Source organism: Myxococcus sp. MxC21-1, assembly GCF_032612255.1.
GTDB classification, from domain to species: Bacteria; Myxococcota; Myxococcia; order Myxococcales; family Myxococcaceae; genus Myxococcus; species Myxococcus virescens.
Genome location: NZ_CP123278.1, coordinates 7751091 through 7773968 on the forward strand (window position 1 = coordinate 7751091; position 22878 = coordinate 7773968).

General features: G+C 66.4%; 17 protein-coding genes and 1 pseudogene. 11 read left to right on the forward strand and 7 right to left on the reverse strand.

The window, feature by feature from the left end; genetic code table 11:
* Window positions 1–3 precede the first annotated feature (3 nt).
* Window positions 4–570: a hypothetical protein gene (locus QEG98_RS34550; protein WP_316564341.1), complete on the reverse strand. Its 567-nt coding sequence runs from the start codon at window positions 568–570 to the stop codon at window positions 4–6.
* 563 nt (window positions 571–1133) lie between these two features.
* Here QEG98_RS34550 and QEG98_RS34555 point away from each other — a divergent pair.
* The 7 genes and pseudogenes from QEG98_RS34555 to QEG98_RS34585 all read left to right on the forward strand — a co-directional run bounded on the left by QEG98_RS34555 (window position 1134) and on the right by QEG98_RS34585 (window position 9111).
* Window positions 1134–2405 (forward strand): SBBP repeat-containing protein, encoded by a 1272-nt coding sequence (locus QEG98_RS34555; RefSeq protein ID WP_316568013.1) that lies wholly within the window; start codon window positions 1134–1136, stop codon window positions 2403–2405.
* 339 nt (window positions 2406–2744) lie between these two features.
* Window positions 2745–4550 (forward strand): polysaccharide deacetylase family protein, encoded by a 1806-nt coding sequence (locus QEG98_RS34560; RefSeq protein WP_316564342.1) that lies wholly within the window; start codon window positions 2745–2747, stop codon window positions 4548–4550.
* A gap of 128 nt (window positions 4551–4678) precedes the next feature.
* Window positions 4679–5430 (forward strand): annotated as a pseudogene (locus QEG98_RS34565) (SDR family NAD(P)-dependent oxidoreductase).
* A gap of 110 nt (window positions 5431–5540) precedes the next feature.
* Window positions 5541–5894 (forward strand): ArsR/SmtB family transcription factor, encoded by a 354-nt coding sequence (locus QEG98_RS34570; RefSeq protein ID WP_011556213.1) that lies wholly within the window; start codon window positions 5541–5543, stop codon window positions 5892–5894.
* Between the two features lie 4 nt (window positions 5895–5898).
* On the forward strand, window positions 5899–6384 hold the full coding sequence (locus QEG98_RS34575) for an SRPBCC family protein (RefSeq protein WP_316564343.1): 486 nt from the start codon (window positions 5899–5901) through the stop codon (window positions 6382–6384).
* Between the two features lie 117 nt (window positions 6385–6501).
* Window positions 6502–7635 (forward strand): alpha/beta hydrolase, encoded by a 1134-nt coding sequence (locus QEG98_RS34580; protein WP_316564344.1) that lies wholly within the window; start codon window positions 6502–6504, stop codon window positions 7633–7635.
* Between the two features lie 837 nt (window positions 7636–8472).
* Window positions 8473–9111 (forward strand): DUF4476 domain-containing protein, encoded by a 639-nt coding sequence (locus tag QEG98_RS34585; protein WP_316564345.1) that lies wholly within the window; start codon window positions 8473–8475, stop codon window positions 9109–9111.
* A gap of 132 nt (window positions 9112–9243) precedes the next feature.
* On the opposite strand, the gene QEG98_RS34590 is transcribed toward QEG98_RS34585, so the two are convergent.
* The 4 genes from QEG98_RS34590 to QEG98_RS34605 form a co-directional block, all read right to left on the reverse strand.
* Window positions 9244–11073: an aspartyl protease family protein gene (locus tag QEG98_RS34590; RefSeq protein ID WP_316564346.1), complete on the reverse strand. Its 1830-nt coding sequence runs from the start codon at window positions 11071–11073 to the stop codon at window positions 9244–9246.
* Window positions 11070–11906, reverse strand: coding sequence for a TrmB family transcriptional regulator (locus tag QEG98_RS34595; protein WP_316564347.1), 837 nt, complete (start codon window positions 11904–11906; stop codon window positions 11070–11072). The genes QEG98_RS34590 and QEG98_RS34595 overlap by 4 nt, the downstream gene beginning before the upstream one ends.
* A gap of 191 nt (window positions 11907–12097) precedes the next feature.
* Window positions 12098–12439, reverse strand: a complete 342-nt coding sequence (locus QEG98_RS34600) for a hypothetical protein (RefSeq protein WP_316564348.1) — start codon at window positions 12437–12439, stop codon at window positions 12098–12100.
* 467 nt (window positions 12440–12906) lie between these two features.
* Window positions 12907–13266 carry a hypothetical protein gene (locus QEG98_RS34605; protein WP_316564349.1) on the reverse strand — a complete coding sequence of 120 codons (360 nt, stop codon included), beginning with the start codon at window positions 13264–13266 and terminating at the stop codon, window positions 12907–12909.
* A 103-nt stretch (window positions 13267–13369) separates the two neighbouring features.
* On the opposite strand from QEG98_RS34605, the gene QEG98_RS34610 reads away from it, so the two are divergent.
* Complete coding sequence (locus tag QEG98_RS34610) at window positions 13370–15622, forward strand: DUF262 domain-containing protein (RefSeq protein ID WP_090493580.1); 2253 nt, start codon at window positions 13370–13372, stop codon at window positions 15620–15622.
* A 127-nt stretch (window positions 15623–15749) separates the two neighbouring features.
* On the opposite strand, the gene QEG98_RS34615 is transcribed toward QEG98_RS34610, so the two are convergent.
* Window positions 15750–17237: an endo alpha-1,4 polygalactosaminidase gene (locus tag QEG98_RS34615; RefSeq protein ID WP_316564350.1), complete on the reverse strand. Its 1488-nt coding sequence runs from the start codon at window positions 17235–17237 to the stop codon at window positions 15750–15752.
* Window positions 17238–17547: 310 nt separating this feature from the next.
* Between QEG98_RS34615 and QEG98_RS34620 the strand changes: the two genes are divergently transcribed.
* A complete protein-coding gene (locus tag QEG98_RS34620) occupies window positions 17548–18657 on the forward strand; it encodes a sterol desaturase family protein (RefSeq protein ID WP_316564351.1) in 1110 nt (369 codons plus the stop codon).
* Between the two features lie 208 nt (window positions 18658–18865).
* Window positions 18866–19198, forward strand: coding sequence for a hypothetical protein (locus tag QEG98_RS34625; protein WP_316564352.1), 333 nt, complete (start codon window positions 18866–18868; stop codon window positions 19196–19198).
* 724 nt (window positions 19199–19922) lie between these two features.
* Here the strand turns inward: QEG98_RS34625 and QEG98_RS34630 are convergent.
* The gene (locus tag QEG98_RS34630) at window positions 19923–20726 is read right to left on the reverse strand and encodes a DNA alkylation repair protein (RefSeq protein ID WP_316564353.1); all 804 of its coding nucleotides are present in this window, start codon (window positions 20724–20726) and stop codon (window positions 19923–19925) included.
* A 698-nt stretch (window positions 20727–21424) separates the two neighbouring features.
* Between QEG98_RS34630 and QEG98_RS34635 the strand changes: the two genes are divergently transcribed.
* Window positions 21425–22156: a hypothetical protein gene (locus QEG98_RS34635; protein ID WP_316564354.1), complete on the forward strand. Its 732-nt coding sequence runs from the start codon at window positions 21425–21427 to the stop codon at window positions 22154–22156.
* Window positions 22157–22878: the final 722 nt, after the last annotated feature.

The window sequence follows — 22878 nt, forward strand, 5'->3', positions numbered from 1 at the left end:
GGTTCAGCCCTCCTCCCAGATTCGGCTCAAGCGCTTCAGCTTCCGCAGCGCCCAGGGCGTGTCGGGAACCCGGCCGATGCCGCGCATGAACCACCGGGAGTCGATGACGCCGGACAACCCAGCCAGGGCCGGGTTGGTGGCGCCTCGCGGCACGAAATGGATGTCGACTGCCGCCAGGGGGCGATTGTCGCGAGGATCATCGTTGCGATTGACCACCATCTCCACCCAGTTGCCTGGAAAGAAGTAGGGCGTGTCGCCGTCGACCGTGGTGACGATGTCCTGCAGCACGTCGGCCGAAACGGTCAGGTCCATGATGCAGAACTTGCTGTCCTGCCCCACCGTGTTCCAGCGCGGCATGTCGCGAAGATCCTCATGGAGCTGGGCGAACCACTGCTGATCGATGCACTCGAAGATGACATGGAAGTAGGGAACTCCCTTTGAGTCCTCTCGTTCGATGTCGCGAATGTACCCGTACAGGTATTCGTCGTAGACAACCAGTGCGTCGAGATCCCCGTGGTTGTTCACCTCGAAGACCTGGACCTCATGCGGGTGGTTGGAGGACAGCTCCATCGCAAAGTCCTCCCCACACCCCTCACCGCACTCGCCTTCGGCATTGCAGACGGTGCAGATAATGACGTCACAGCGCCTGCAAGCGTCAAATTCGTCCCGGTGGCCGAAAGGGTCCCTGCAAGGAATGTACATGGCAGTTCATCCGCAGGCCGCCGGCACCTGGGCCCCCTCGCGCGTGATGGACGTCCGGCTGCCGGAGATTGTCGCGCGCCCGCTGGTGGGTAACAAGCACTGCCGCAGGAATTCCCTGACCAAGGCTGTGCTGCGAAGCTGGACACGCGCTCTGAACGTCCTCGCCTGGCGCACGTCCTGGGTGAAACACTCATGTCACAGCCGCAACGGCGCTGAAGCTGCCACAGTGCACCATTGGCATCCGGGTCCATGACACCTCAGACCCGGGTCAGACACTGTCTCATGCGTGTCTTTCGTTACCCATCTTCCGCGCGCCCGTCTCTCGTGGTCTTGCGGGGATGCCGTGGCAACAGACTTCTCCCCCCGGAGCGGACGACAGGCGTCCTCCCGGCGCCACGGCTCAGTTCCCCCGCTGAGGAACGGAGTTCGTGATGCAACACCCTCTCTTGAGCATGTTCGGGCTCGTCGGCATTGTCTGCGCCTCGGGTGCGCCTTCCATCGCCGAGGCACAGGTCCCCCCTCCGTCCTGGGTGCGCCAGCTCGGCGCCCACCACGACGAGCAGGCCCACGCCGTGGCCGTCTCGGGCACGAGCGTCTACGTGGCAGGCCAGACGACCAGCCAGCTCGGTGCCGACCCACAAGCGGGCGGCCAGGACGCCTTCATCGCCCGGTACGACACCGCCGGCAACCTCCAGTGGGTCCGCCAGTTCGGCACCGCGCGGACGGACCGCGCCACCGCGGTGGCCACCGACGAGGCCGGCAACGTGTACGTGGCCGGCACCACCTTCGGCAGCCTCGACTTCTACACCAACGCGGGCGGCATCGATTACTTCATCGCCAAGTACGACGCCGCCGGCAACCGTCAGTGGCTGCGCCAGAACGGCACGCAGATGGACGACTTCGCCACCGGCCTCGCCATCAACGCACCCGACAAGCTCTTCTTCACCGGCTACACCGGCGGCAGCTTCGCCAACGGCGGCAACCCCAACAACTATGACATCGTCGTCGCCCTCTACGACACGGCGGGCAACCCGTACTGGCTCCAGCAGTACGGCACTTCCGCGAGCGACATGGCGCGCGGCATCGCCGTCACGCCCACCCACGAGGTCTACGTCGTCGGCAACACCTACGGCAGCCTCGACGGCGCCACCACGCCGGTGAGCAGCGACATCTTCCTGCTCAAGCTCAACATCCTCGGCGCCCAGCAGTGGGTCCGGCAAATCGACGCGGGCGAGCTCGATGATGCCAAGAGCGTCGCCGTGGGCCCCGATGGCGGCGTCTACCTCGCTGGCGAGACGTTCGGCAGCCTCGACAGCAACGCCAATAACGGCACGGTCGACGTACTACTCGCCCGCTACGACAGCGCCGGAAACCGCCAGTGGAGCCGCATGCTCGGTGGCGCGCAGACCGACTACGCGTTCGGCGCCTCCGTCACCGCGAACAACGTCGTGCAGCTCGTCGGCTACACCTCCGACGCGCTCGACGGCAACCCGGCCACTGGCTCCCTCGACGCCTTCCTCACCCGCTACGACGCGCTGGGCACCAAGCTGGGCACCCGCACCCTGGGCACCCCATTCCAGGACATCGCGCGCGGCGTGGCCGTGGACGCCTCTGGCAACGCCTACGTGGCTGGCAACACCTTCGGAAGCCTCGGCGGCAACACCAACGCCGGCGGCTACGACGCCTTCCTCGCTCGCTTCTGATTCAGGCACGAGGCCACGTTCGTGCTTCAGTTGCACGCGCGTCGGTGGGCTGCCGAGTCACGGCGGCATGGACTCGACCAGTCCACCGGGCAAGCCCACGCTCCTGCCGCCTCCCCACGTGCCCCACCCTGCCCTCCCTTGGCAGGGCCCGTGCCCGCCCCCCCTGCCTGCCTCCAGTTGCGACGTGAGGGTGTGTGGCAGCGCTGCTGTCGCCATCCCCCTCGTCCGCGAGGGAGCGCTCCGGTTGCGCCTGGGTCCGCCCAGCCTCAAAACGTGAGGGGACGGGGCGCAGGGGGCCCATCGCGAAGGGGAGCGTCGTGGGCTGAGACAGGGGGGAACATGCGAGCAAGGCTCAACGCGCGGGCGGGCACCTGCCTCCTCGCAATGGTGCTGGGAGTGTGGAGCGGAGGGGCGTGGGCCGGGGCGCCAGGGGCGCGGACGGTCGTCACGCTGGCCTTCGACGACGGACTCGAGGAGCAGCGCCAGGTGCTGGATATGCTTTCGGCTTCGGGGCTGAAGGCGACCTTCTTCATCATCAGCGGGCGGGTCGGCCAGACGGGATACATGAACCTCGATGACCTGCGCCGCATGGCCACGGCCGGACACGACATCGGGGGACACACGCTGCAACACTCGGAGTTGGCGGTGCTGTCGCCCGAGAACCAACGACAGGAGATTTGCGAGGACCGCTTGCGGCTGCTCAGTTGGGGCTTCTCGCCCACCTCCCTCGCCTTCCCCTTCGGCTCGAACGATGCGGTGGTGAACCAGACGGCAGCGGCGTGCGGATACAACGCCGCGCGCGACGTGCGGGGCCTGGTGGACACGTGTGGCTCCTGCCCCACGGCCGAGACAATTCCTCCGCTCGATCCCTACGAAATCCGCACGCCCGCGACGGTGACGCGCGACGACGGACTGGAGCAGTTGCAGGCGTGGGTCACCTCGACGGAGGCCGCGGGGGGCGGCTGGGTGGTCGTCGTCTTCCACTTCGTGGAGCCGGACTGCACCAAGCACACCTACTGCGTGAAGCCCGACGTCCTCCGGGAGTTCATGGGCTGGCTCTCGCAGCGGGCTCCGATGGGGACAGAGGTGCGCACGATGCAGGACATCCTGGGCGGTGCGGCGCGGCCCGCGGTGCACCCCGTGTCCCTGCCGCCCACGGCCACGCTGAAGAATCCCTCGCTCGAGGACGACGCGAACGCCGACGGCGTGCCCGACTGCTGGCAGCTAGGCCCCACCCACGGTGGCGCCGTGCGCGCCGAGCGCTCCGCCGAGGCGCACAGCGGCGCCTGGTCCTACCGGCTCGAGCGCGTGGAAGCCTCCGGGGGCGCCGCCTCGCTCCAGGTGCTGCGCGACGACGGAACCTGCGCACCGGCCGTGACGCCTGGGGGCGGTTCGCGGGTGAGCGTCTGGTACCGCTCCAGTACGCCGCTGCACCTGGAGGCGGCCGTGAAGGGGACGGATGGGACGTGGAAGGTGTGGAACCGCGGCCCGAGCCTGCCACCCGCGGAGGCCTGGACGGAGGCGTCGTGGGAGCTGCCCATCGCGCTGCCGGCCGACGCGTTCGAACTGAGCGTGGGCGTCGCCCTGGAAGGGGTGGGATGGGCGCTGGTGGACGACTTCGGGCTGGCGGATGCGACGGCGCCCGCGGCGCGACTGGTGCTGGACGCACCGACCGGTGGAGAAGACTTCGTCGTGGGCCAGGACGTGGAGGTGAGGTGGTCCACGCTCGGCGAGGTGCGGACGCTGGACGTGGCGTACTCCACGGAGGCGAGCGCCAGTTGGGTGCCGGTAGCCACTTCAGTGGAGAACACGGGGCACCTCATCTGGCGCGTGCCCGACGTGCCGAGCCATGAGGCGCTGCTGCGCGTCGCCAGCACCGAGGATGGAACGGTGTCGGGCACGAGCGCGCCCTTCCGCATCCTGGCAGGGGCCCCGCAGCCCGGCATCGTGGAGACGCCATCCGAGGAACAGCCGCCAGGGGAGCAGCCTCCCGAGGAGGACCTTGGTGACGGGCAGGTGAATGGCGCGAGCGGTGGTTGCGGGGGATGTGAGGGCGGCGGTACGGGGCAACTGTTTCTCACGGTGGTCGGCGGACTCTTCGCCCTCTCGCGTTCGCGAACCAGGAGGAGGAAGCGGAAAGAGTAACGCCTGAGGTAACGGAGCGCGGCCCCTCCACCGGTGCCGCGCTCCACCTGACTGGCCGGCCCCCGCGATGCCCACGCCGAAGGTCAGCGTCGCTCGACTTCGCTCGAAAAGCGCGGCTAGAAGAGGCGATGGGGACATTCACACATCGAACCGCGCTCGTGACTGGGGCTGCTTCTGGCATCGGGCTGGCGACGGCGCGACATCTGGCAGAGGAAGGTGTCACACGGCTGATTCTGGTCGACCTCGCGCAGGAGGCATTGGAGGCGGTGACGCTTCCATGCGCGGTCGACCGGGCCGTGGGGGATGTACGAGACGAGGCATTCTGGGAGGCGCTGGCGCCAAGGCTGGCGGGGCTTGACCATGCCGTGGTCAACGCGGGTGTCGCGGGGGCAGCGACCATCGTCGACCATGGCTTCGACGAATGGCGGCGCATCCTGTCCATCAATCTGGACGGTGCGTTCCTGACGCTGCGTGCTGCGATGCGCGCGATGCGGGGGCGTGGTGGCTCCATCGTCGCGACGGCGTCCGCGGCGGGCGTGAAGCCCGAGCCTGGCGTCGCGGCGTATGGCGCGTCGAAGGCGGCGTTGATTCACCTGGTGAAGGTGGCGGCGAGGAAGGCGCGGCTGACCGAATCCGTGTCAACGCCATCGCGCCCGCGGGCGTCGAGACACCGGTATGGGATGCCGTCCCCATGTTCGCGGGACGCGTGGCGCAGGTCGGGCGCGATGCGGCGTTCGCCGAGCTCGCCGCCCTGGCGACGCCCCTGGGCCGCTATGCCAGGCCGGAGGAGGTCGCGCGCCAGATTGGCTTCCTGCTGTCGGATGACTGCGCGCTGATGACAGGCACGACCTTGCTGAGCGACGGCGGCTACACGCTCTGAGTACGCGGCCGCTCCTCCGGAACTCATGGCCCGCGGTTCAAACGCTCGACTCGGCCTGCCGGCGCAATATTCCTTGACGGGAATATTCCCCACGAGGAATATATATCCTCGTGATTGAGACCTTCACGGCGCTCGCCGACCCGAACCGCTTTCGCATCGTGGAATACCTGCTGGGGGGCGCGCGCTCGGTGGGTGCCATCGGAGAAGCGCTGAACCTGAACCAGCCGCAAGTGTCGAAGCACCTGCGCGTGCTGAAGGAGGCCCGGCTGGTGGACGTGGAGGCGCGCGCCCAGCAGCGTCTCTACGGCCTGCGACCCGAGCCACTGCGCGAGCTGAACGCGTGGTTGGAGCGCTACCGCGACATCTGGGACGAGCGGCTGGGACAGCTCGACTCGCTCATCGAAGAACTCAAGACGCAGGACATGGAAGCAGCGCAGCGACATGCTCGAAAGAAGAAGGGATGAAGTGATGAGCCTTACGTCAGTGGAGTTGGAGTCGGACCGCACCATCGTCATTTCTCGCAAGTTCAATGCGCCCGCGCGCATCGTGTTCGACGCGTGGACTCGCGCGGACCTGGTGAAGCGCTGGTGGGCGCCGAAAGCCCACTGTGTCACCATGGTGAGCTGCGAGGCGGACGTGCGCGTTGGCGGCGGCTACCGCTATGTGCTGCGCAATCCGGACGGCAGTGAAGTCGCCTTCTCCGGCCAGTACGCTGAAATCACTCCGCCCTCGCGGCTCGTGTACACGCAGGTCTTCGAACCGATGGCGGACGCGGGTTCGGTCACCATCACCGTCACCTTCGACGAGCGCGACGGCAAGACACACATGGTCTCCCGCGAACTGTATCCGTCAAAGGAAGTGCGGGAGGCCGTCCTCGCGTCCGGCATGGAGCACGGCTTGCGCGAAACGATGGAGCAGCTCGAAGCGCTCGTGTCGTCGCCGGGCCTCGACTGAGCCGGTGCGCCGCCGTCATCCGTGCGCGTTTCGCGTTGCAGCGGGGGCAGGTCCCTTGGAATGTGACGGTCTGCCCCCTCTTGCCGGATGACGTCAGCGCCCTGCCCTCTCCCGTCCATGCCGACCCTCCTGGCGATACTGCACATCGCAGGCTGCGTGCTGCTCGCGGCCGTCTTCTTCGCTCCCGCTGGAGTGCCCACGCTCGTCCACCTGCTCAAGGGCATCGTGCGGGAATACAGCCTGGTGATGCTGTTGCCGACGCTCCTCACCGCGCTGGTGGCCGTCTGGATTTCCCACGTGGACGTATGGAGGTGGCTGCGCTGGGGGACGGCGACATCCGCACTGCTCGTCGGCATCCTCGCGGTGTGGCCCGCAGCCTCCGCGTGGCGGATGGCCAGGGCGGCCGACATTCCACTCCACCTCCGTGAGTATTTCCATCCCCTCGTCGGAGCCCGCCCCCTCCCGAGCCACACCGCTCGTTTCGCCGTGGTCGAGGGGCACGAACTCCACGCCGACGTCTTCCTTCCCGATGCCTCCGCCTCCCGGGCCCGCCCCGCCGTGCTCTACTTTCACGGGGGCGGCTGGCGTGGCGGAGAGCGCGGCTATGCCCGCGCCTGGGCCGACTTCCTCACCGCGCGGGGATATGCGCTCATCTCCTTCGACTACCGGCTCTTTCCTCCTGCCACCGGCCTGAAGGCCCCAGGGGACGTCAAGTGTGGCATTCGCTGGGTCAAGGACCACGCGGCCACCTACGGTATCGACCCGGACCGGCTCGTCCTCTTCGGAGAGTCCGCAGGCGGGCACCTCGCGACCCTGGCCGGGTACACCGAGGGAGATGCACGCCTTCCGTCCTCCTGCGCCCCCGGGGACACGTCGGTGGCGGCCATCATCAGCTTCTACGCGCCCAGCGACCTGGTGACCTACGCCGCGAGCGCCCCTGCTCCGCTCGAGGGCTTCACGGGTGTGCCGCAGGAAGGCCACCGCGAGCTGTACGAGCTGCTCTCCCCCATCAACCACGTTGGGCCACGCTCCCCTCCCACACTCCTGCTCCATGGCGGGGCCGACAGCGTCGTGCCACTCAACGCCTCGCAAGCGATGGCCGCTCGACTGGCCCAGGCTGGCGTTTCCCATGCCCTCTTCGTGCTGCCGTACGCGGAGCACGGCTTCGACATCTGGGATGGCGGCTTCGGCCGTCAGCTCGCCCGGGCGCAGGTGGGGCGGTTTCTCCAGCAGCACGCGCCCGTCGATTGAGGGCGTTCCCCTCATTCTTCGGGCCAAGAGTCACGAGAGTCCGGCCTCTCGTCCAATGTATACACATCGGCGGCGTCAGGGCCCTGCAACGGAGCGCCGGAGGCGCAGGCCGCCTGATGGCCATGTCTCCCTGAGCACGAGTCCCCTCGCAACGCCTTGCTGACGCGCGCTTCTCGCCGCGCCCACCGGGGATGTAGCAACCCGGGTGGATGGACAAGCTTCTGAGCAGGTGCAGGCATTCGTCCAAGGACCTTCCGGTTCCACTCGTCGATAACGCGAAAGTAACGGTTTACCTCTCCGAGCCCGAGGCCGGGCTGGGGGGAGGAATCATCTGCACCATGACGTTCACGTTCAAAGACCCGGCAGGGAGCTGGGACTCCGTCTGCGAGGATCCGGTAGACCTCGTTCCCTTCGAGCCGTGCCGCGAGCAGTGACTAATGGGCAAGGTTGCCTGTGGTTCACGCCAGCGCTTGCGATTCACTCAAACGCGACGACCGAGGACACACTCGTTTCTGACGTCGTAGCGCGCAGCGAGCCGAACACCTCAAATGCCTCCTCTCGAATGAATGAGACAAGCCGGGCGGCACCGTTGCATTGAATCGTCGGCAAAAATCGAGGTCCGGGACGCATGGCTCGGGGCGCCCTACGCCGGGCACGACATCACGAGCAAGCGAGGCTTTTTCGTCGACAAATGAGCCGTGAATAATCCACCCTGAGGTGCGTCCAGGTGGGCCAGTCGGTGAATGACTCCCCGCGCCCCAACGCGGCCCACCGGCTTCTCATATAGAAAGAAAAAGCTCGATGAACTCGATTGCTCGCGCAGTGCTTGCCTCATCCATGTTCGCCGCTTCCTCCGCCTTCGCCCAGGACGTCGAGATGAACATCCATGCCGATGACATGGGCATGCCGTCGACCAGCATTTCCGTGGAGGGCATGTCCCCGGATGGCAACGCAGCGGGCGTCAACATGGAGATTCGTGGCGGCGGCGCTCGCATGGAGGTGAACGTGTCGGGAACCGGAACTCCGCCGCCGTCGGGGCGACATGAGCGCCGTGAGCGCCGTGAGCATCGCGAGGAAGTCGCGCCGCGCGAGACGCCCGTCCGACATGTGCGGCACCACTCCGAGCCCGCGTTCCGCGACTGTGGGACGAACCAGGACCCGGGCTGCACCATGCAGCGCAACGGCCATTTCGCGATGGACGCGGAGACCTTCCACGGCTTCATGCAGGCCCTCAAGAGCACCCGCAACGAGCTGACGCGAGAGGAGATGGTGGAGAAGGTGATGAACCGAGCCTTCCTCACCGCGAAGCAGTTCGGCCTCGTCCTGGATCTATTCCAGAACGAAATCACCCGCCTGGACGTGGCGAAGACGGCCGCGCCCCGCGTGGTGAACCCGCAGCACGCGCTGGGGTTCTCTTCCAAGTGGAGGAACTCCATCTCTGCTGACGAGTACGTGGAGATCATCACCGAGCAGTAATCCACGGGATGTCGTTCCAGCAGCCACTGCGCACCGACGTATCCCCGCCTACCCGGTCGGTCAGTGCCAGCAGAACCCGGGGCCGCCCTGGGCGGGGCGGCGCCCAGGAGCAGTGACGTGCTCGACTGCGGCTCAGTAGTAGTCGCGTAGGGTGAGCCGGCGCTTGCTGCCGTCTTTCAAAGTGAGCACCACCGTCTGACCTGCTGCGCGATATCGCCAACGCGCGAGTTCCGTGCCCGCGTAGTCGGGGCCAATGGGCTTGCCATCAATGGCAATGATTTCGTCCCCCGCCTTCCAGTCCGAGCCGGCGGCGGGGCTCCCAGGGGCCACCAGCTTCACCACGAGCCGTCCCTCCGCCGGGAGGGCAATCAGGCCGGACCGGTCCTTGCGGAAGGGCTGCCGCAGCGCGCGGGCATCGGGGACCAGCATCAGCGTGTCCGTCGCATAGTCCGTTATCATCCGGAAGCGGCCGAGGACGGCGAGGCCCAGATTGCCGAGGAGCCGGTCCGAGGCGGAGATACTCTTGCCCGCGTCGTCGAACACCGTGGGCACGTCCTTCAGGGTGATGCCCGCGAGTTGAATGTCCTTCAGCGTCGCGACATCGCGCTCCCGGAGTCCGCCTACGGCTCCGGACAGCGTCCTGGAGCTGCGCCTTCCCGTGAGCAGCCCCGCTTGCTGCCAGTAGGCGGGGAAGAGCGAGAGTGCTCCGCCATTGCCCACGTCGAAGAGCACTGGGATGGGGGGACGGCCCTCAATGGAGATGTGGACGGCGCGCTGCCCGCCCGCGGATTCGACCAGCGGGAGCCGAACCGCTCGCGGCGGAGCCTTGAAGCGGGACGCCTCATGGAAGGCGACACGCCGGTTGGGGAAGTCCACGTCCACGACGAGCTGGTTGAAGGACTCCTTGCCCAGGACGACGGGCAGCGGGTGGCCTATCATCCGTGCGACCTCGGACAGGTCGATGACGGCGACCGTCAGCCCCGTCAGTCGCAGGTTGCCCAAGGTGATGTCCACGCCGCCCGCGAGCTGGGCCTGTGCATGTCCTCCGCTGCCGACCGCCGCGAGCTGCCCCTGCGTCTTCAGCCCCAGTTCACGCGCATAGGCCGTGTCGACCACCGTCATCTCGGCGCCGCTGTCCAGGAGCACCTGCGTCGCATGACCATTCACCCGCGCTGGAATGTAGACGCGGTTCTCGTCGAAGAACTCGAAGGGGATGAAGCCGGTGCTGTGGTGACCTTTCGCGAAGATCGCCTTGCGGACATCCTGGGGGCGTTCGAAGACCGCGGGCGGAATGGGGACGTTCAGCTCCAGCGCCTCCACCACCGTTCGTGAGTCGGAGTCCGGGTTGTCGGTGAACACCTCCTCCAGGAAGGGGATTCGCACGCCCTGGACCTGACGCCAGTCTCCCAGTCGCACGAAGCGGGTGACGTTGTTCTCGCGGATGCGCAGGCCGTGGAGGGCTCCGTCGGCCTCACTGAGGAACAAGTCGTAGAGGTCTTCATCGCCAAAGGTGACGCGCACCACCTTCCAGGAGCGGCCGTCGCGCTGCGCGTCGGGTTGCAGCGCGAGCGTCGCGCCGGCGCTCCCCCGCAGCGCCGTCCCGAAGTCGAGCGCCACCTGGTGCCGGACATCGCGCGCGTCCGTGGACGAGGCATCTTCGACCTGTCCGCTGGCGTTCAGCTTCCAGCCACCATCTGGGGTGATGGTCATCGACTGACGCATCACTCCGTAGTCCTCATCCCGGCGTGCCCTCCCGTCCCGGTGGCTCCAGGACTCCATCCGGCCCTGGAGTCCGCCTGTCACGGACTTCCCTTTCGCGTGGATGCTCTCCAATCGCGTGAAGGCGTCCCCGCCACGCCACGCGAGGTGACGCGCGAGGACCGGCTGCAGCGCCTCTGCCCAGGCTTCAGAGGGGCCAAACAGCAGGGGCAGGGTCAGCAGAACCGCGATGAGGGCTCTCATGGGGTGTCTCCGCGCTTGGAAGAGAAACGGGGCTGTCGCCCGACGAGCTGGCGCAGCCCCGGAGGGCTCGAGTTGATGAGGGAGAAGGACCGCGCTAGCCGCGTGCGCGCGGACGGAGGAGCGCTCAACTGGATCTCCGCGGCCAGCCCACTGTGTTGCAGACAGGAGAGATAGACGCTGTCACTCCAGATGGCCTGCTTGACGCCGGTGCCGTCCGGCGTGAGCAACGCCACCAGGAACTCGCGGGCATCCACCACGAGCGTGAGTTGCGCGCCCGGCCAGCGCTCCCGAACGAAGTCCGCGCTGGACGAGCGCACGCAGGCGAAGGGAGCCTTGGGGGGTTCGTCATAGACAAGCCCCACGATGGACACGCGTCTGGCGCTCGCCTCCGTGAGCGCTGGGGTGAGGGCCGCGAGGGGTGGCGGGAAGAGGTCGAAGAGCAGTCGCTCGGTGGCGCCGGCAATCATCGCCCGCGCGCGCTCCATCACCTGTGCGTGGCTCTTGAGGTGGTAGATGCGGTCGTCTTGCACCGGGGCGTGGAGCTTGCGCAGCGCGTCCGCGGCCTCGCGCCTGCGCGTCTCGAAGCCACGCTGGAGCGCCGTGAGCACTTCGTCCGGAGGAACGGGCCGGAAGGAGCGGGGCTCCCCCTCCTCGACGAGCACCGCCCCCTTGTGCTCGAGCGAGGCGAGCGCCTGGTAGATGCTCGGAGGCGCCTTCCCCAGTGCCTGCGCGAGCCGGTAGCCGGTGGCGGGCGCCCCCTTGAGCAGCTCGCAGTACACCCGCGCCTCCACCTCCGTGAACCCAAGGGCCACGAGCCCTTCATCCGCGTCCATGGAGGTGGTGTTATTACTGGACGGTAATAATGGTCAAGAGACAGGGGGTCAGGGCATGCGCCGTCGCGCCAGGCGCCCCCCTCCAGCGGCCCATTCAACCCTTGCCCCCCCTGCCCCTCGAAAATGGAAAAGCCCGGCAACCCTTCTCGGGTGCCGGGCTCTTCACACCGCGCTCGCGGCTCCGAAAAGGCCTAGCAGGTCTTCTTGTAGAGCGCGAGGCAGTTGTCGACGAACTGCTTGGTTGTGCACTTGCCGTTCTGCTTACAGGTCGCCCAGCCGTTGTAGCGAGGGTCCTTGCAGTACAGGAGCGTGACCCAACAGTTCGGGCCCATCGCGGAGACCTCACCGTCCGCGTCACCCGTCGACGCCAGCGGCTCCTCTTCCGAGGTCAGGGGGCTGTAGTCGAGGTTGATGCTCTCACCGGACTCGGTCGTCACCGTCTCCACAGTGTCCGTCGGCGCATCCTCCGCGCCCACACCACAGCCCACGGCAGGAACCACGGCCAGCATGAACCCCAGGAGCAGCTTCTTCATTGTTGTTCTCTCTTCCTTGGAAATTGAAACGCCTGAGGAGGGCGTTGCCATGTGGACGCGTCCTGTCCACGCCCGCCACCCTACAATGAAGCCAAACCAGACATAAAGCTGTAAATCAAGAATTGAACGCAATTACACAAATCCCCATCCTCGCTCCGGTAGCAGCTCGGGCAGGGCATCCCAGCGCTCGCGTGCGCGCGGCCTGGAGAAGCGTCGGAGACGCGTTCGCGCCCCTGCCCCCCACCATGCCTGGTGAGCCAACCAACCCCATCACACACCCGCATCGTGTACAGGTCAGGGCCCGTTCGGGAGGCAGTTCGTACCCAGCAGTTCATTGTGCGGGTCGGCCCAGGCAGGAACAATGAGCGCAGTGGTGGAAGAGGCTCGGGCCTACTACCGACGAGCACGGCCCAAGCATGGACCGGTGCGCAGAAGTCGCTCATCACCACTCCAACCATCGACGCTTCTCACTCGTCCTTCGCGTCCTCGATGTTGCTCGTCGACGTCGTCTCGCCCGAGCCCGCGACGCCAATGAGGCCCGCCACTTGGAGGTCGAGGCGGGGCCACTGGAGCGAGAGCTGAGCCCCCTTTCCGAGAGTCCGAACCTCCCAGAAGTACGAGGCGCATGGAGGGTCCAGGGGACGAGCGTTCTTCTGGAAGACCGCCAGCCGCTCGAACCCTTCATCAGCGTGGCGCTCAACAGGCGCATCAAGGAGCTGGGCCTGAGGGTGAAGAGCTCCTGAAGCGGGCCCATGGCTGGAATGGGAGGAACCCAGCTTCGTCTTCTTCACGTCCAGTACGTGCGGCGGCGTCTCGTCGGCCCACACCGCCCCCTCAATCGCCCTGTCATCCGTCCTATACTTCGCTGGGCAGCTTGGCGAAACTAAGAGACACCACGATCCTCAGCAGGTCGATCACAGAGGGGGGCAAGTGAGCAGGACCGTCTTCACCAAGGTTGACAACACCCTGGGCAGTCTCATGGAGTCGATTGCACTGGGTAGAATCGGGCTTCCGGACATCCAGCGTCCCTTCGTGTGGAAGAACGCCAAGGTTCGCAACCTGTTCGACTCCATGTACCGGGGCTATCCCGTAGGCCACCTCCTGTTCTGGGAGAACGAGGCGGCGGGAAGCAAGGCCATTGGCACCGACGAGAAGCAGAAGGTTCCCCGCTTGCTCATCGTGGATGGGCAGCAGCGACTGACCTCGCTCTACGCCGTGGTGAAGGGCGTCCCGGTGGTGCGGGAGAACTACAAGCCGGAGAAGATCGAGATTGCCTTCAACCCATTGGTGGAGAAGTTCGAGGTGGCGGATGCGGCCATCCGCCAGGACAAGGCATTCATCCCCAACATCTCCATCCTCTGGGACAAGTCGACCGACTTCTTCGAACTGGTCGAGACCTACCTGAAGGACCTCGCGACGGTACGGGAGGTGACGGCGCAGGAGCGGAGGCAGATTGGCAGTACCTTCTCCAAGCTGCAGAACCTGCTGAGCTTCCCTTTCACCACGCTGGAGTTGTCCTCGAGCCTCGACGAGGAGCAGGTCTCCGAGGTGTTCGTCCGCATCAACAGCGAGGGAAAGAAGCTCAACCAGGCGGACTTCATCCTGACTTTGATGTCCGTCTTCTGGGATGAGGGCCGTAGCCAATTGGAGACGTTCTGCCGCGAGGCCCGAACGCAGACCGCGGGCAAGCCCTCGCCGTTCAACCCATACATCCAGCCGGACCCCGACCAACTGCTGCGCGCCAGCGTGGGGCTCGGCTTCCGGCGCGCCCGGCTGAAGCATGTGTACTCCATCCTGCGGGGCAAGGACCTGGAGACGGGAGAGATCAGCGCGGAGCGCCGTGACGCCCAGTTCCAGGTGCTGCGGCAGGCCCAGGCCCAGGTCCTGAGCCTGGAGCACTGGCATGGTTTCCTGCGCGCCATCCAGCAGGCGGGCTTCCTCAACAAGGGGATGATCAGCTCCGAGAATGCCCTGCTCTTCGCCTACACCCTGTACCTGCTCGGGAAGACGGAGTACGGCGTCGAAGAGGAGCGGCTGCGGCGCTCGATAGCGCAGTGGTTCTTCATGAGCGCGCTGACGGGGCGGTACTCCGGCTCGCCAGAGTCAGCGATGGAGTTCGACTTGGCCCGGCTGCGCCAAGTGAAAGACTCGGACGCGTTTGTTGCCGTGCTGGCGGCCACCTGCAATGCCACCCTGACGAGTGACTACTGGACCATCACCCTGCCGACGGACCTCGCCACCTCGGCAGCGCGCAGTCCGTCGATGTTCGCCTACTTCGCATCCTTGAACCTCCATGCCGCAGAGGTGCTCTTCTCGAGACAAAAGGTCAGCGAGTGGATGGACGCGGTGGTGGCCCAGTCCGGCACCACGTCCCTGGAGCGCCAGCCCCTCTTCTCCAAGCGGCTCCTGGAGAGCCAGGGCATCGGAGATCCCCGGGAGACGTCCCAGATCGCCAATTTCACGGTGGTGGAGTGGGGGGAAAATGCGCAGCTCGCGAAGAGGGCACCGGAGGAGTACGTGCAGGTCCTGCGCAAGCCCTTCTCCTCCAAGGAGTTGGAGCGGATGCACTACTGGCATGCGCTGCCGGATGGGTGGGAGCGCATGGAGTACCGCGAGTTTCTCCAGCAGCGCAGGGAGCTGATGGCGAAGGTGATTCGCGACGCCTACTCCCTACTGGCGGGGAAGGACGGCGCCAAGCCGGAACCGGTGCTGAGCACCGGGGAGCTCATCAAGGGCGGGGAGTCCTCCAGCGTCGAGTTCAAGTCCACCCTGCGCGTGAACCTGCACACGGGCCAGGAAGACCCGAAGATGGTGCTCAGCGTGTTGAAGACACTGGCGGCCTTCATCAACACGGGCGGGGGTACTCTGCTCATCGGTGTGGCTGATGACGGCACGCTGGTGGGGCTCGGACCCGACAAGTTCGAGAGCGAGGACAAGATGAGCCTGCGCCTGGTGGAGCTCATCAAGGACCGTATGGGGACCAGCCACATGATGTACATCCATCCCCGGTTCGATGACTACCAGGGGGGCCGCGTGCTGGCCGTGGATTGCCTGCCGGGGCGGTCTCCTATCTTCGTCAAGGACGGCAACGTGGAGCGCTTCTACGTTCGTGCGGGTCCCTCCTCCCAAGACCTGTCAGGGGCGAGAATGCAGGCCTACATCCAGGAGCGGTTCCGGAGCTGAGCCGTCGATGGAGTCAGCAGGACGGAACTCGCGGGGCTGGCGGACGGACGGCTCACGCAAGCGGTGAAGAAGCAGCCGCCACCGGCGCCCCTCCCACTCGCGGAGGAGCGCCGGACGGCCAGAACCGCTACTGCGGATCCCACCCCGCGTTCACTGTCATCCGGTCCAGCGCGCGCACGGAGACGTAGGGGACGAAGCCCGCCGCGCGTGAGCGGGTATAGGCGTCCGCGACGTGCTCGGCCTGAATGGCGTAGTCGGTGGAGAGCACCAGCTTGCCAGCCGCGCGGACCCGGGCGGCGTTCGTCCGGTTCTCCTCGCACCAGCCCTCGTCGCAGGCGTTGTCGTCGGACCAGTACATGTCCTCCATGCCCAGTCCGTCGATGGCGGGCAGGTAGGCGGGGTCATCCACCAGCTCGGGGGAGTTCTGGGGCATCACCTTGAAGGCCGGGTTGCGTGCCTTGGCGTACTGGTTGATGCGCGCGATGAGGGCCACCATCTTCCGCGCGAGGTCGGCGCGGTTGGTGCCCGCGGCGTTCGCGGGAATCTCCTCATACGTCACCACCATGTCCAGGTAGCACCCGGTGAAGCCCGCGGCGAGCGCCTGGTCGATGCGGCCCTGGACGATGGGCCACCAGCGCTCGTCCCAGTACTTCACGTACTGTTCGTCGGGCCAGCCGGCCACGGGGCCGAGCTTCAAGTCATCGGGCACCTGGGGCCACTCGGGGCGATACTCCTCGATGGCGCCAATCTCGAAGTACGCGAGCACCTGCTTGCCCTTGGCCTTGAGCGCGCTGATTTCGGCAGCGGTGAACCAGCCATCGGAGCCGTCGCGCGACAGCTCGACGATGGCGAGGTCGAACTTCGAGTCGGCGATGGTGTCGAGCTTCCCCTGGGGATAGTTCGTGAGCTGGTAGGTGAAGCTTTGGACGCCCTCCCACGACACGGGCGTGCCGGCGTCGGTCCCCGTTCCCGCGTCGGAGGAGGTGCCCGCGTCGCCAGGGGTGCCCGCGTCCGTGGGAGTCCCCGCGTCCGAGGCGGCGACCTGGATGCGCACCACGAGCAGGTCCAGCAGCGACGCATCCGCCGTGGACGTCGTGCGGTAGCGCAGCTGCACCGGGCCTCCGCTGACGAAGCGCTGGGGAGACGTCAGCGCGAGCGACGTGGCGGTCCACCTCCAGGACTGCGCGAAGGTGTTGTCGCCCACCAGCACCCAGGCGCCCGCCGTGTAGTCCCACGCCTCGAACAGCCAGCGCATCTGCGACTTGAGGGGCCCTCGATAGTTGATGCCCACCTCGGCGGCGACGACGTCGGCGGCGCCCACGTCCGCGGGGAGCGCGTACGTGCACGTGGCGGAGGTGCCGGGGAAGAACTCGACGTACTCCGCCCAGCGGTCCTGCGTGCCCGACAACGTCTGCGTGTGCAGCCCCTGGACGGTCTGCCCCGAGCCGATGGAGCCGCTTTCGACCTGGAGACTGGTGCACGTCAAGGTCCGGGTAGCCGCGAGGACGGCCGTGTCCTCGCCCCGCTCCGCGCTGTCCGCGCTTCCGGAGGCACCACCACAGGCGAACAGCGCGATGCACCACAGACTCGTCCACCCTCCTACCGCGACTCGCATGTGCGCTCCCTGTCGCCAGAGCCGGGCCCCGACCCGATGTCGATGCGCTCGGCGAACATGGCGGGCTTTAACTGCAGGCGCCCGGAATCAGCAACGCGATGTGGCGCGCGACACGCGACATTCAGCCATGTCCTGGAACATTCGTTCCTGTCTGGATGGAGTGGTGCGTTGCAGGTGATGGGGCCTGGCCTCGGGTGGAAGGTACAGGCGACCGCCGGAGCCAACGAGGCCGATGCTGGCCTCGGACGGGAAGTGGAATAGGCTTGCCCCAAGGCAATCTCTCTCAGGAAGACTCCTCTTGGACCTCCCCTTGACTCCTGCCCTGCGCATCAACCTGGGCAAGCGCGCTGGTGTCACCGGCGGCCTGCTGGGCGTGCTGTGCGTGTGCGTCGAATTCTGTTTTCTGTTTCCCCACTTGCTGGTGTCCAACGACGGCCGGGCCTTCTACGTGGAGCACCTGGGCGTGTTCCGGGGCATCCTCCAGGCCGCCATCGTCGCCACCTTCGCGCTGGGCGCATTCAGCGTGCTCACCTTGCGCTCCAAGGCGCATGGCGGCATCGCCATGCTGCTCGCGCTGGTGGCCATGCTGCTGGGCGGCAGCCAGGCGGAGCCACTCACCCACCAGCCGCGGGCGCTGAGCGCGGGCCTGGACTATTTCGCGCTGGAGCTCCTCGTGTTGGGGCTCCTGTTCATCCCCATGGAGCGGCTGTGGGGGCTCCACCCGCAGCGCATCTTCCGCGAAGGCTGGCAGACAGACCTCAAGCACTTCTTTGTCAGCCACGTGGGCGTACAGCTCATCTCCTTCGCGGTGATGATTCCGGTGCAGGTCTTCTTCTCCTGGGCGGTGCGCATGGACTTCCAGGCCCATGTGGCCGCGCAGCCCGTGTGGCTGCAATTCTTCGAAGTCCTCCTGGTGGTGGACCTGGTGAGTTACTGGGTGCACCGCGCCTTCCACCAGGTGCCGTGGATGTGGAAGTTCCACGCCATCCACCACTCCAGTCAGCAGATGGACTGGCTGGCCAGCTCGCGCTCTCACCTGGTGGACGTGCTCGTCAACCGGTTCGCGGGGTTCATACCGGTGTTCCTGCTGGGCTTCAGCCCAGCCGCCATCTACGGCTACCTCGTTTTCGTGTCCTTCCACGCCGTCTACATCCACGCCAACGTGAGCCACCGCTGGCCCTATCTCCGTTGGGTGTTCGCGACGCCCGAATTCCACCACTGGCACCACACGTCCGACGAGGAAGGCATCGACAAGAACTTCGCTGTCTTCCTGTCCTTCATTGATGCGATTTTCGGCACCGCGCATCTGCCCGAGCACTGGCCGTCGCGGTATGGAACGACGAAGTTCCAGCCTCCAGAGACCTACCTGGGTCAGCTCGCCTATCCGTTCCGACGGCACGAAGAAACGCCTTACGGATAGAATTGAAACTCGATTCCGGGTTCAAGCGCGATGGCCGTCTTCTGTGTCGTCGGTGTCCGCATGGACGCCTGCTCCGCCCATTCCGACGCCTCCAGCGCCACCACCGCCGGCACCTCCGCCGCCGCCCCCTCTTCCGCCCCCTTGTCGCCGCCCTTGCCCCCCCTCCGCCGCTGGGACGCAATGGGCCCTGGTCGGGAATCGCGAGTCCGTGGGGGATGGGCTCGAGGTCGAGCGCCCGGCGGATGAAATCGCGCAGCGATACGACCAGCCGCGCGGTGCCGACCTTGCGCCCGGCGACCATGTCCGCGGCAGCCTCCGCGGCGAGCCGCACCTGATCCTCGGTGCCGAGCAGCATCACATCCGACAGCGCCGCTTCGACCGCGTCGCGCGTGCGCCGACGGCGTTCGAGCGCCGGGTGGTCGAGCGACGACGCCAGCACGAGGCCCTGGTCCGGCTCCTGTTCGAGTGGCTCGCCAGCCGCGAGCCGACGGCGCATGTCGCGCAGATGGGTCGGGTCCACGACGAGCTCACCGGTGAATGAGCCGCCGAGTGTCTTGTATGCGGAGATCAGCGTCTTCAGCCGCTCGTTGATCTGGCGGTTCTCGCGTTCGCGCCGGCGCTGCACGGTCTGCATCACCAGCAGGCGGATGCTGACGACGACCAGCGACACCAGCACGAGGCTGGCCAGCGTCGCCGCGAGGCCACGCCAGGAAGTGAAGTCGAGTGAGCTCATCATTGGCGCGACGATAGCGCGTCCACCGCGCAGTCGCCGCGACACGCTGCCGTGTGCCGCTGACTCGTCTTGCTGAGGAAGTGCTGCCACGGTGGAGTCCTTCACCCATCGGTCCCCTGTGGCCGTGGTGGCGGCGGGCACTCACAAGCCGGACCAGGAGCGCTTCAGCCTCCAGGTGAAGCAGAGCCGCTTCGGGTTGTGGCTCAACGAGGAGGGCACCGTGCGCGGCCAGGTGGAGCTGGGCATTGTGGACTCCGCCAAGGCCACGCCCACTGTGCACCCCCTGCCGCGACTGCGCATCGCACGGGCGAAAAAGCCGCGAGGGCGTGAGCGTGCTGGCCACCGGGCTCACCTTCGCGAGCACTGGGGGCCGCCGAGGGCGGTGAGCCGCTCGCCGCCCATGCCGACCTCTTCGGCGAGGGGCGCAATCCCCAAGCGCCGCGCTCCGGGTGAAACAGGCGTTGTGCCGAGCCTGGCGCAGCCACGCCCCACAACGCTCTGCCGCCCTCCTCAAGCAAGGCGGCCAGGGACGTCAGCGCGCCCGCGTTCTGGCGGAGGGCTTCTTCGCGGCGCTTTTCTTCCTGGCCGAAGCGACCTTCGCCTTCGCGACTGCCGGCTTCCCTTCGCCGCGCGGTGCCTTCGCCTTTGCGGCCGCATCCATCGCTTTTCGGGCTTCGGTCTTCTCGCCTTTCCGCAGCGCGAGCGCCGCGGCGATCCACTCCGGTGCGTAGCTCGAAGTGCATCCCTTCGGAATCGGTCGCGGGTCCCAGCGACCGAGGCGCTCGCCGATGGCGATGGCCTCCGAGGTGTACGTAGGCAGGTGGAGGCCGATCCAGACCAGGCAGAAGTTGATGCCCTCCTTCACCCGGTACGGTGCATCCGGAAGCTCACGCTCGATGCGCTCGAGCGTCGCGCCTACGTCGAGTTCCTTCTCGAGGCCTCGCGCAATGCGCCCGGCAAGAAGCTTCCATCCGGCGCGGCGAGGGAGTTCCTTGCTGCCGTCCATCCACTTCTCCTGAAGCCTCGGGGCGACGGGCGCATGCACGAGCACGCGACCGACGAGTTCGTCGACCAGGTTCGGGTTCGAGAGTGGCTCGAGGAGCCCGCGTGCCTCCTTCTCAGTGAGCGCCGCGGGGTCCAGGAGCATGCACGCGAGGATGCGCGCATCGTGATTGCCGGTCCCCCACAGTTCCAGTCCGAGCCCGTGGTTCGTCCCCAACGTCGCTGCCAGGCCACGGATTTTGCCGAGCAGCACACCGAAGACGTTATCGACCACCCCGTCGCGCACGTAGCGCTGGCGCACCTTCTCGTCACCATGGCTCTCGAGCAGCTTCATTACCTGGGACAACGACATTGTTTTCGGCATGGGGAGCACCTCGACGGGCGGTGGATTGAGAGCGGCCGGAATGGTGGCACCACGGGCGCCCTCGGTCGAGAACCGCTTCCGCGCACTGCCACCGCGCAGCTTCGGAGGCGAGGGTGCGGCCATCCGGATGTGGCACCGTCCCCACGGGAACCGAAACGCTGCAACCAGGCGCGCGTCCCCAGCGCGTGTAGAGGCCCACCGCCGGGAAATCATCTGGCGAGCGCCCCCCCGCTGCTGCCGCCACTCGAGGCGGAAGCAAAGGACGGACAGGCGCCCTGGCGAGGTTCGGGGTCACCAATCGCCACCCATGCACTTGGTCCTTCTCCTTCTTGGAACTGTTCTCCGCCCTCAGACACTCGATCCTCGTATAGGAGTGCGAGATATCGAGCCGATGCCCGCCACCATCGAACGGTGGCCCCACCACCTGGAGTTCTACGAGCCGCAGGAGTACGAGCGGCTGGTAAAGGCGGCGGTGAGGCGGGGCTGCGGAACCAGGAAAACTTCACCGTGAGCGTGGAGTACAGACGCCAAGATGAGGGCGACGCGGAGCCCTGCAAGATCAAGCAGGCGTTCGGCCAACGAGAATCCGTTCCCTCCTGCAAGGAATTCCAGGTCCTGGTCTGCCCCCCGAAATGCTGTGAGACAACGGCAAGGAATGCGTCTGAACCATGGATGAACTACTTGCACTGCTCGGGCGCTACGCTCCCTGCTCCAGCGGTCAAATCGAAGGCTACCCAGACTTTCTCGTGGATGAATTGGAGGACGTCTTCGGTCGTCCGCTCCCAGCCGTCTACCGTCTCTTCGCCGAGGTCTTCGGGTTGCGTGGAGGGCCGCTCCTGGCCCATGTGCGCTCCTTCGACCCCATCCTCGATGTCGCCGAACTCTATCGGGTCGTGCCCAAGGGAGAGATGCCCCCCAGGCGTTTTCTCTTCATCTTCGGAGACCCCGACCCACTGGCCCCACATCATTACTGGGTCGACCTGGAGTCCCCTTCCGAAGAAGGAGACTGTCAGGTCGTGCGCATGCCCTTTGGTGCGGACGCATGGAAGACGAAGCTGCACCGGGAGGCCATCAGCTTCCGGGAGCTGCTCTTCCTCTGGGCCATGGAGCACGTCCACCTGCCCACCCACCCTCATCAAGCCAGCTATGTACGTAGGGAGGGACACTCGACTCCCAGCGCCGAGGACCTCGCGCGTCTCATCGAGAAGATGGGCTTCGCCCGGCTCCCCTATCCCCGCTACAGCCTACTCTTCGAGCGAGAGGAGGCCGCAGCACGACTGTACCGCCCTCCTGATAGCCCCCACTTCAACCTTCGCGTGGGCATGCAGCGTCCCAAGGAACTGGAGCGATTCCAGATGATCCTTGAAGACAACACGGACCTGCGGAAGTCCCCATTCTAATCGGGGAGCCTGCACGGGCTCTCAGCACGTCGTTGGGCGGACGCTTACGGTGCTTCAACGCTGCCGCAATGGCCTCGCACGCTGGTCTTCGTACCAGGACACAGCACCTTCCCCCTGTGTCAGGGAAGTTGTCGCGTAAGAGGGTGAGCCAATCCGAGTCGTGCCTGATTTGGCGGGGTAGTTCCATTACCAGACCTGCGCGGCGGCGTTCTAACAGCGATCTGATGGAGTCCGCGAAAGGTCACGCCACCCAGATGCGATGCTCGGTCAACTGGCCGGATGAATCCCTCTCCAGTCGCACTCCGTACGCATCCCGTGGTCCGCAGTGACTTGCCGCGTACACCGCAGGCTCGCGACGATACGGAGCGACTTCAATCACTCCGACCCTTGTCGCCAGTGGGGAGTACAAGGAAGAATGCTGCATGGAGCGGTGGCGCAGATAGCGCCACACGTCATGACGAACGAAACAGGAGTCGCTCAGGAACCAAGCCCCTAGCAGCGGCACAGCAATCCTGAGGCGTTCAAGTTCCTCATCACTCTCGATAGCCCCCCACAGCAGAACCCAGGTCCCCCAAGGACGCCTCCGCTCATCACGTGACGACCAGTCGGCCATCAGGATCCGGACCGCCTGCGCGATGAGCCATCGCCCTGGGTTGTCAAAGTCAGTCATGAGAGGCAGTGAAGTCTTGGCTCCAGGCGTCGAGAGAGCAATCTCGTCCACG

What these genes read in the sequence shown, in the direction of transcription:
- QEG98_RS34590 (WP_316564346.1), bottom strand. Translation starts at nt 11,073, where the DNA reads ATGAGAGCCCTCATCGCGGTTCTGCTGACCCTGCCCCTGCTGTTTGGC.
- QEG98_RS34575 (WP_316564343.1), top strand. Translation starts at nt 5,899, where the DNA reads ATGAGCCTTACGTCAGTGGAGTTGGAGTCGGACCGCACCATCGTCATT.
- QEG98_RS34580 (WP_316564344.1), top strand. Translation starts at nt 6,502, where the DNA reads ATGCCGACCCTCCTGGCGATACTGCACATCGCAGGCTGCGTGCTGCTC.
- QEG98_RS34615 (WP_316564350.1), bottom strand. Translation starts at nt 17,237, where the DNA reads ATGCGAGTCGCGGTAGGAGGGTGGACGAGTCTGTGGTGCATCGCGCTG.
- QEG98_RS34635 (WP_316564354.1), top strand. Translation starts at nt 21,425, where the DNA reads ATGGATGAACTACTTGCACTGCTCGGGCGCTACGCTCCCTGCTCCAGC.
- QEG98_RS34600 (WP_316564348.1), bottom strand. Translation starts at nt 12,439, where the DNA reads ATGAAGAAGCTGCTCCTGGGGTTCATGCTGGCCGTGGTTCCTGCCGTG.
- QEG98_RS34560 (WP_316564342.1), top strand. Translation starts at nt 2,745, where the DNA reads ATGCGAGCAAGGCTCAACGCGCGGGCGGGCACCTGCCTCCTCGCAATG.
- QEG98_RS34555 (WP_316568013.1), top strand. Translation starts at nt 1,134, where the DNA reads ATGCAACACCCTCTCTTGAGCATGTTCGGGCTCGTCGGCATTGTCTGC.
- QEG98_RS34585 (WP_316564345.1), top strand. Translation starts at nt 8,473, where the DNA reads ATGTTCGCCGCTTCCTCCGCCTTCGCCCAGGACGTCGAGATGAACATC.
- QEG98_RS34550 (WP_316564341.1), bottom strand. Translation starts at nt 570, where the DNA reads ATGGAGCTGTCCTCCAACCACCCGCATGAGGTCCAGGTCTTCGAGGTG.
- QEG98_RS34595 (WP_316564347.1), bottom strand. Translation starts at nt 11,906, where the DNA reads ATGGACGCGGATGAAGGGCTCGTGGCCCTTGGGTTCACGGAGGTGGAG.
- QEG98_RS34630 (WP_316564353.1), bottom strand. Translation starts at nt 20,726, where the DNA reads ATGAAGCTGCTCGAGAGCCATGGTGACGAGAAGGTGCGCCAGCGCTAC.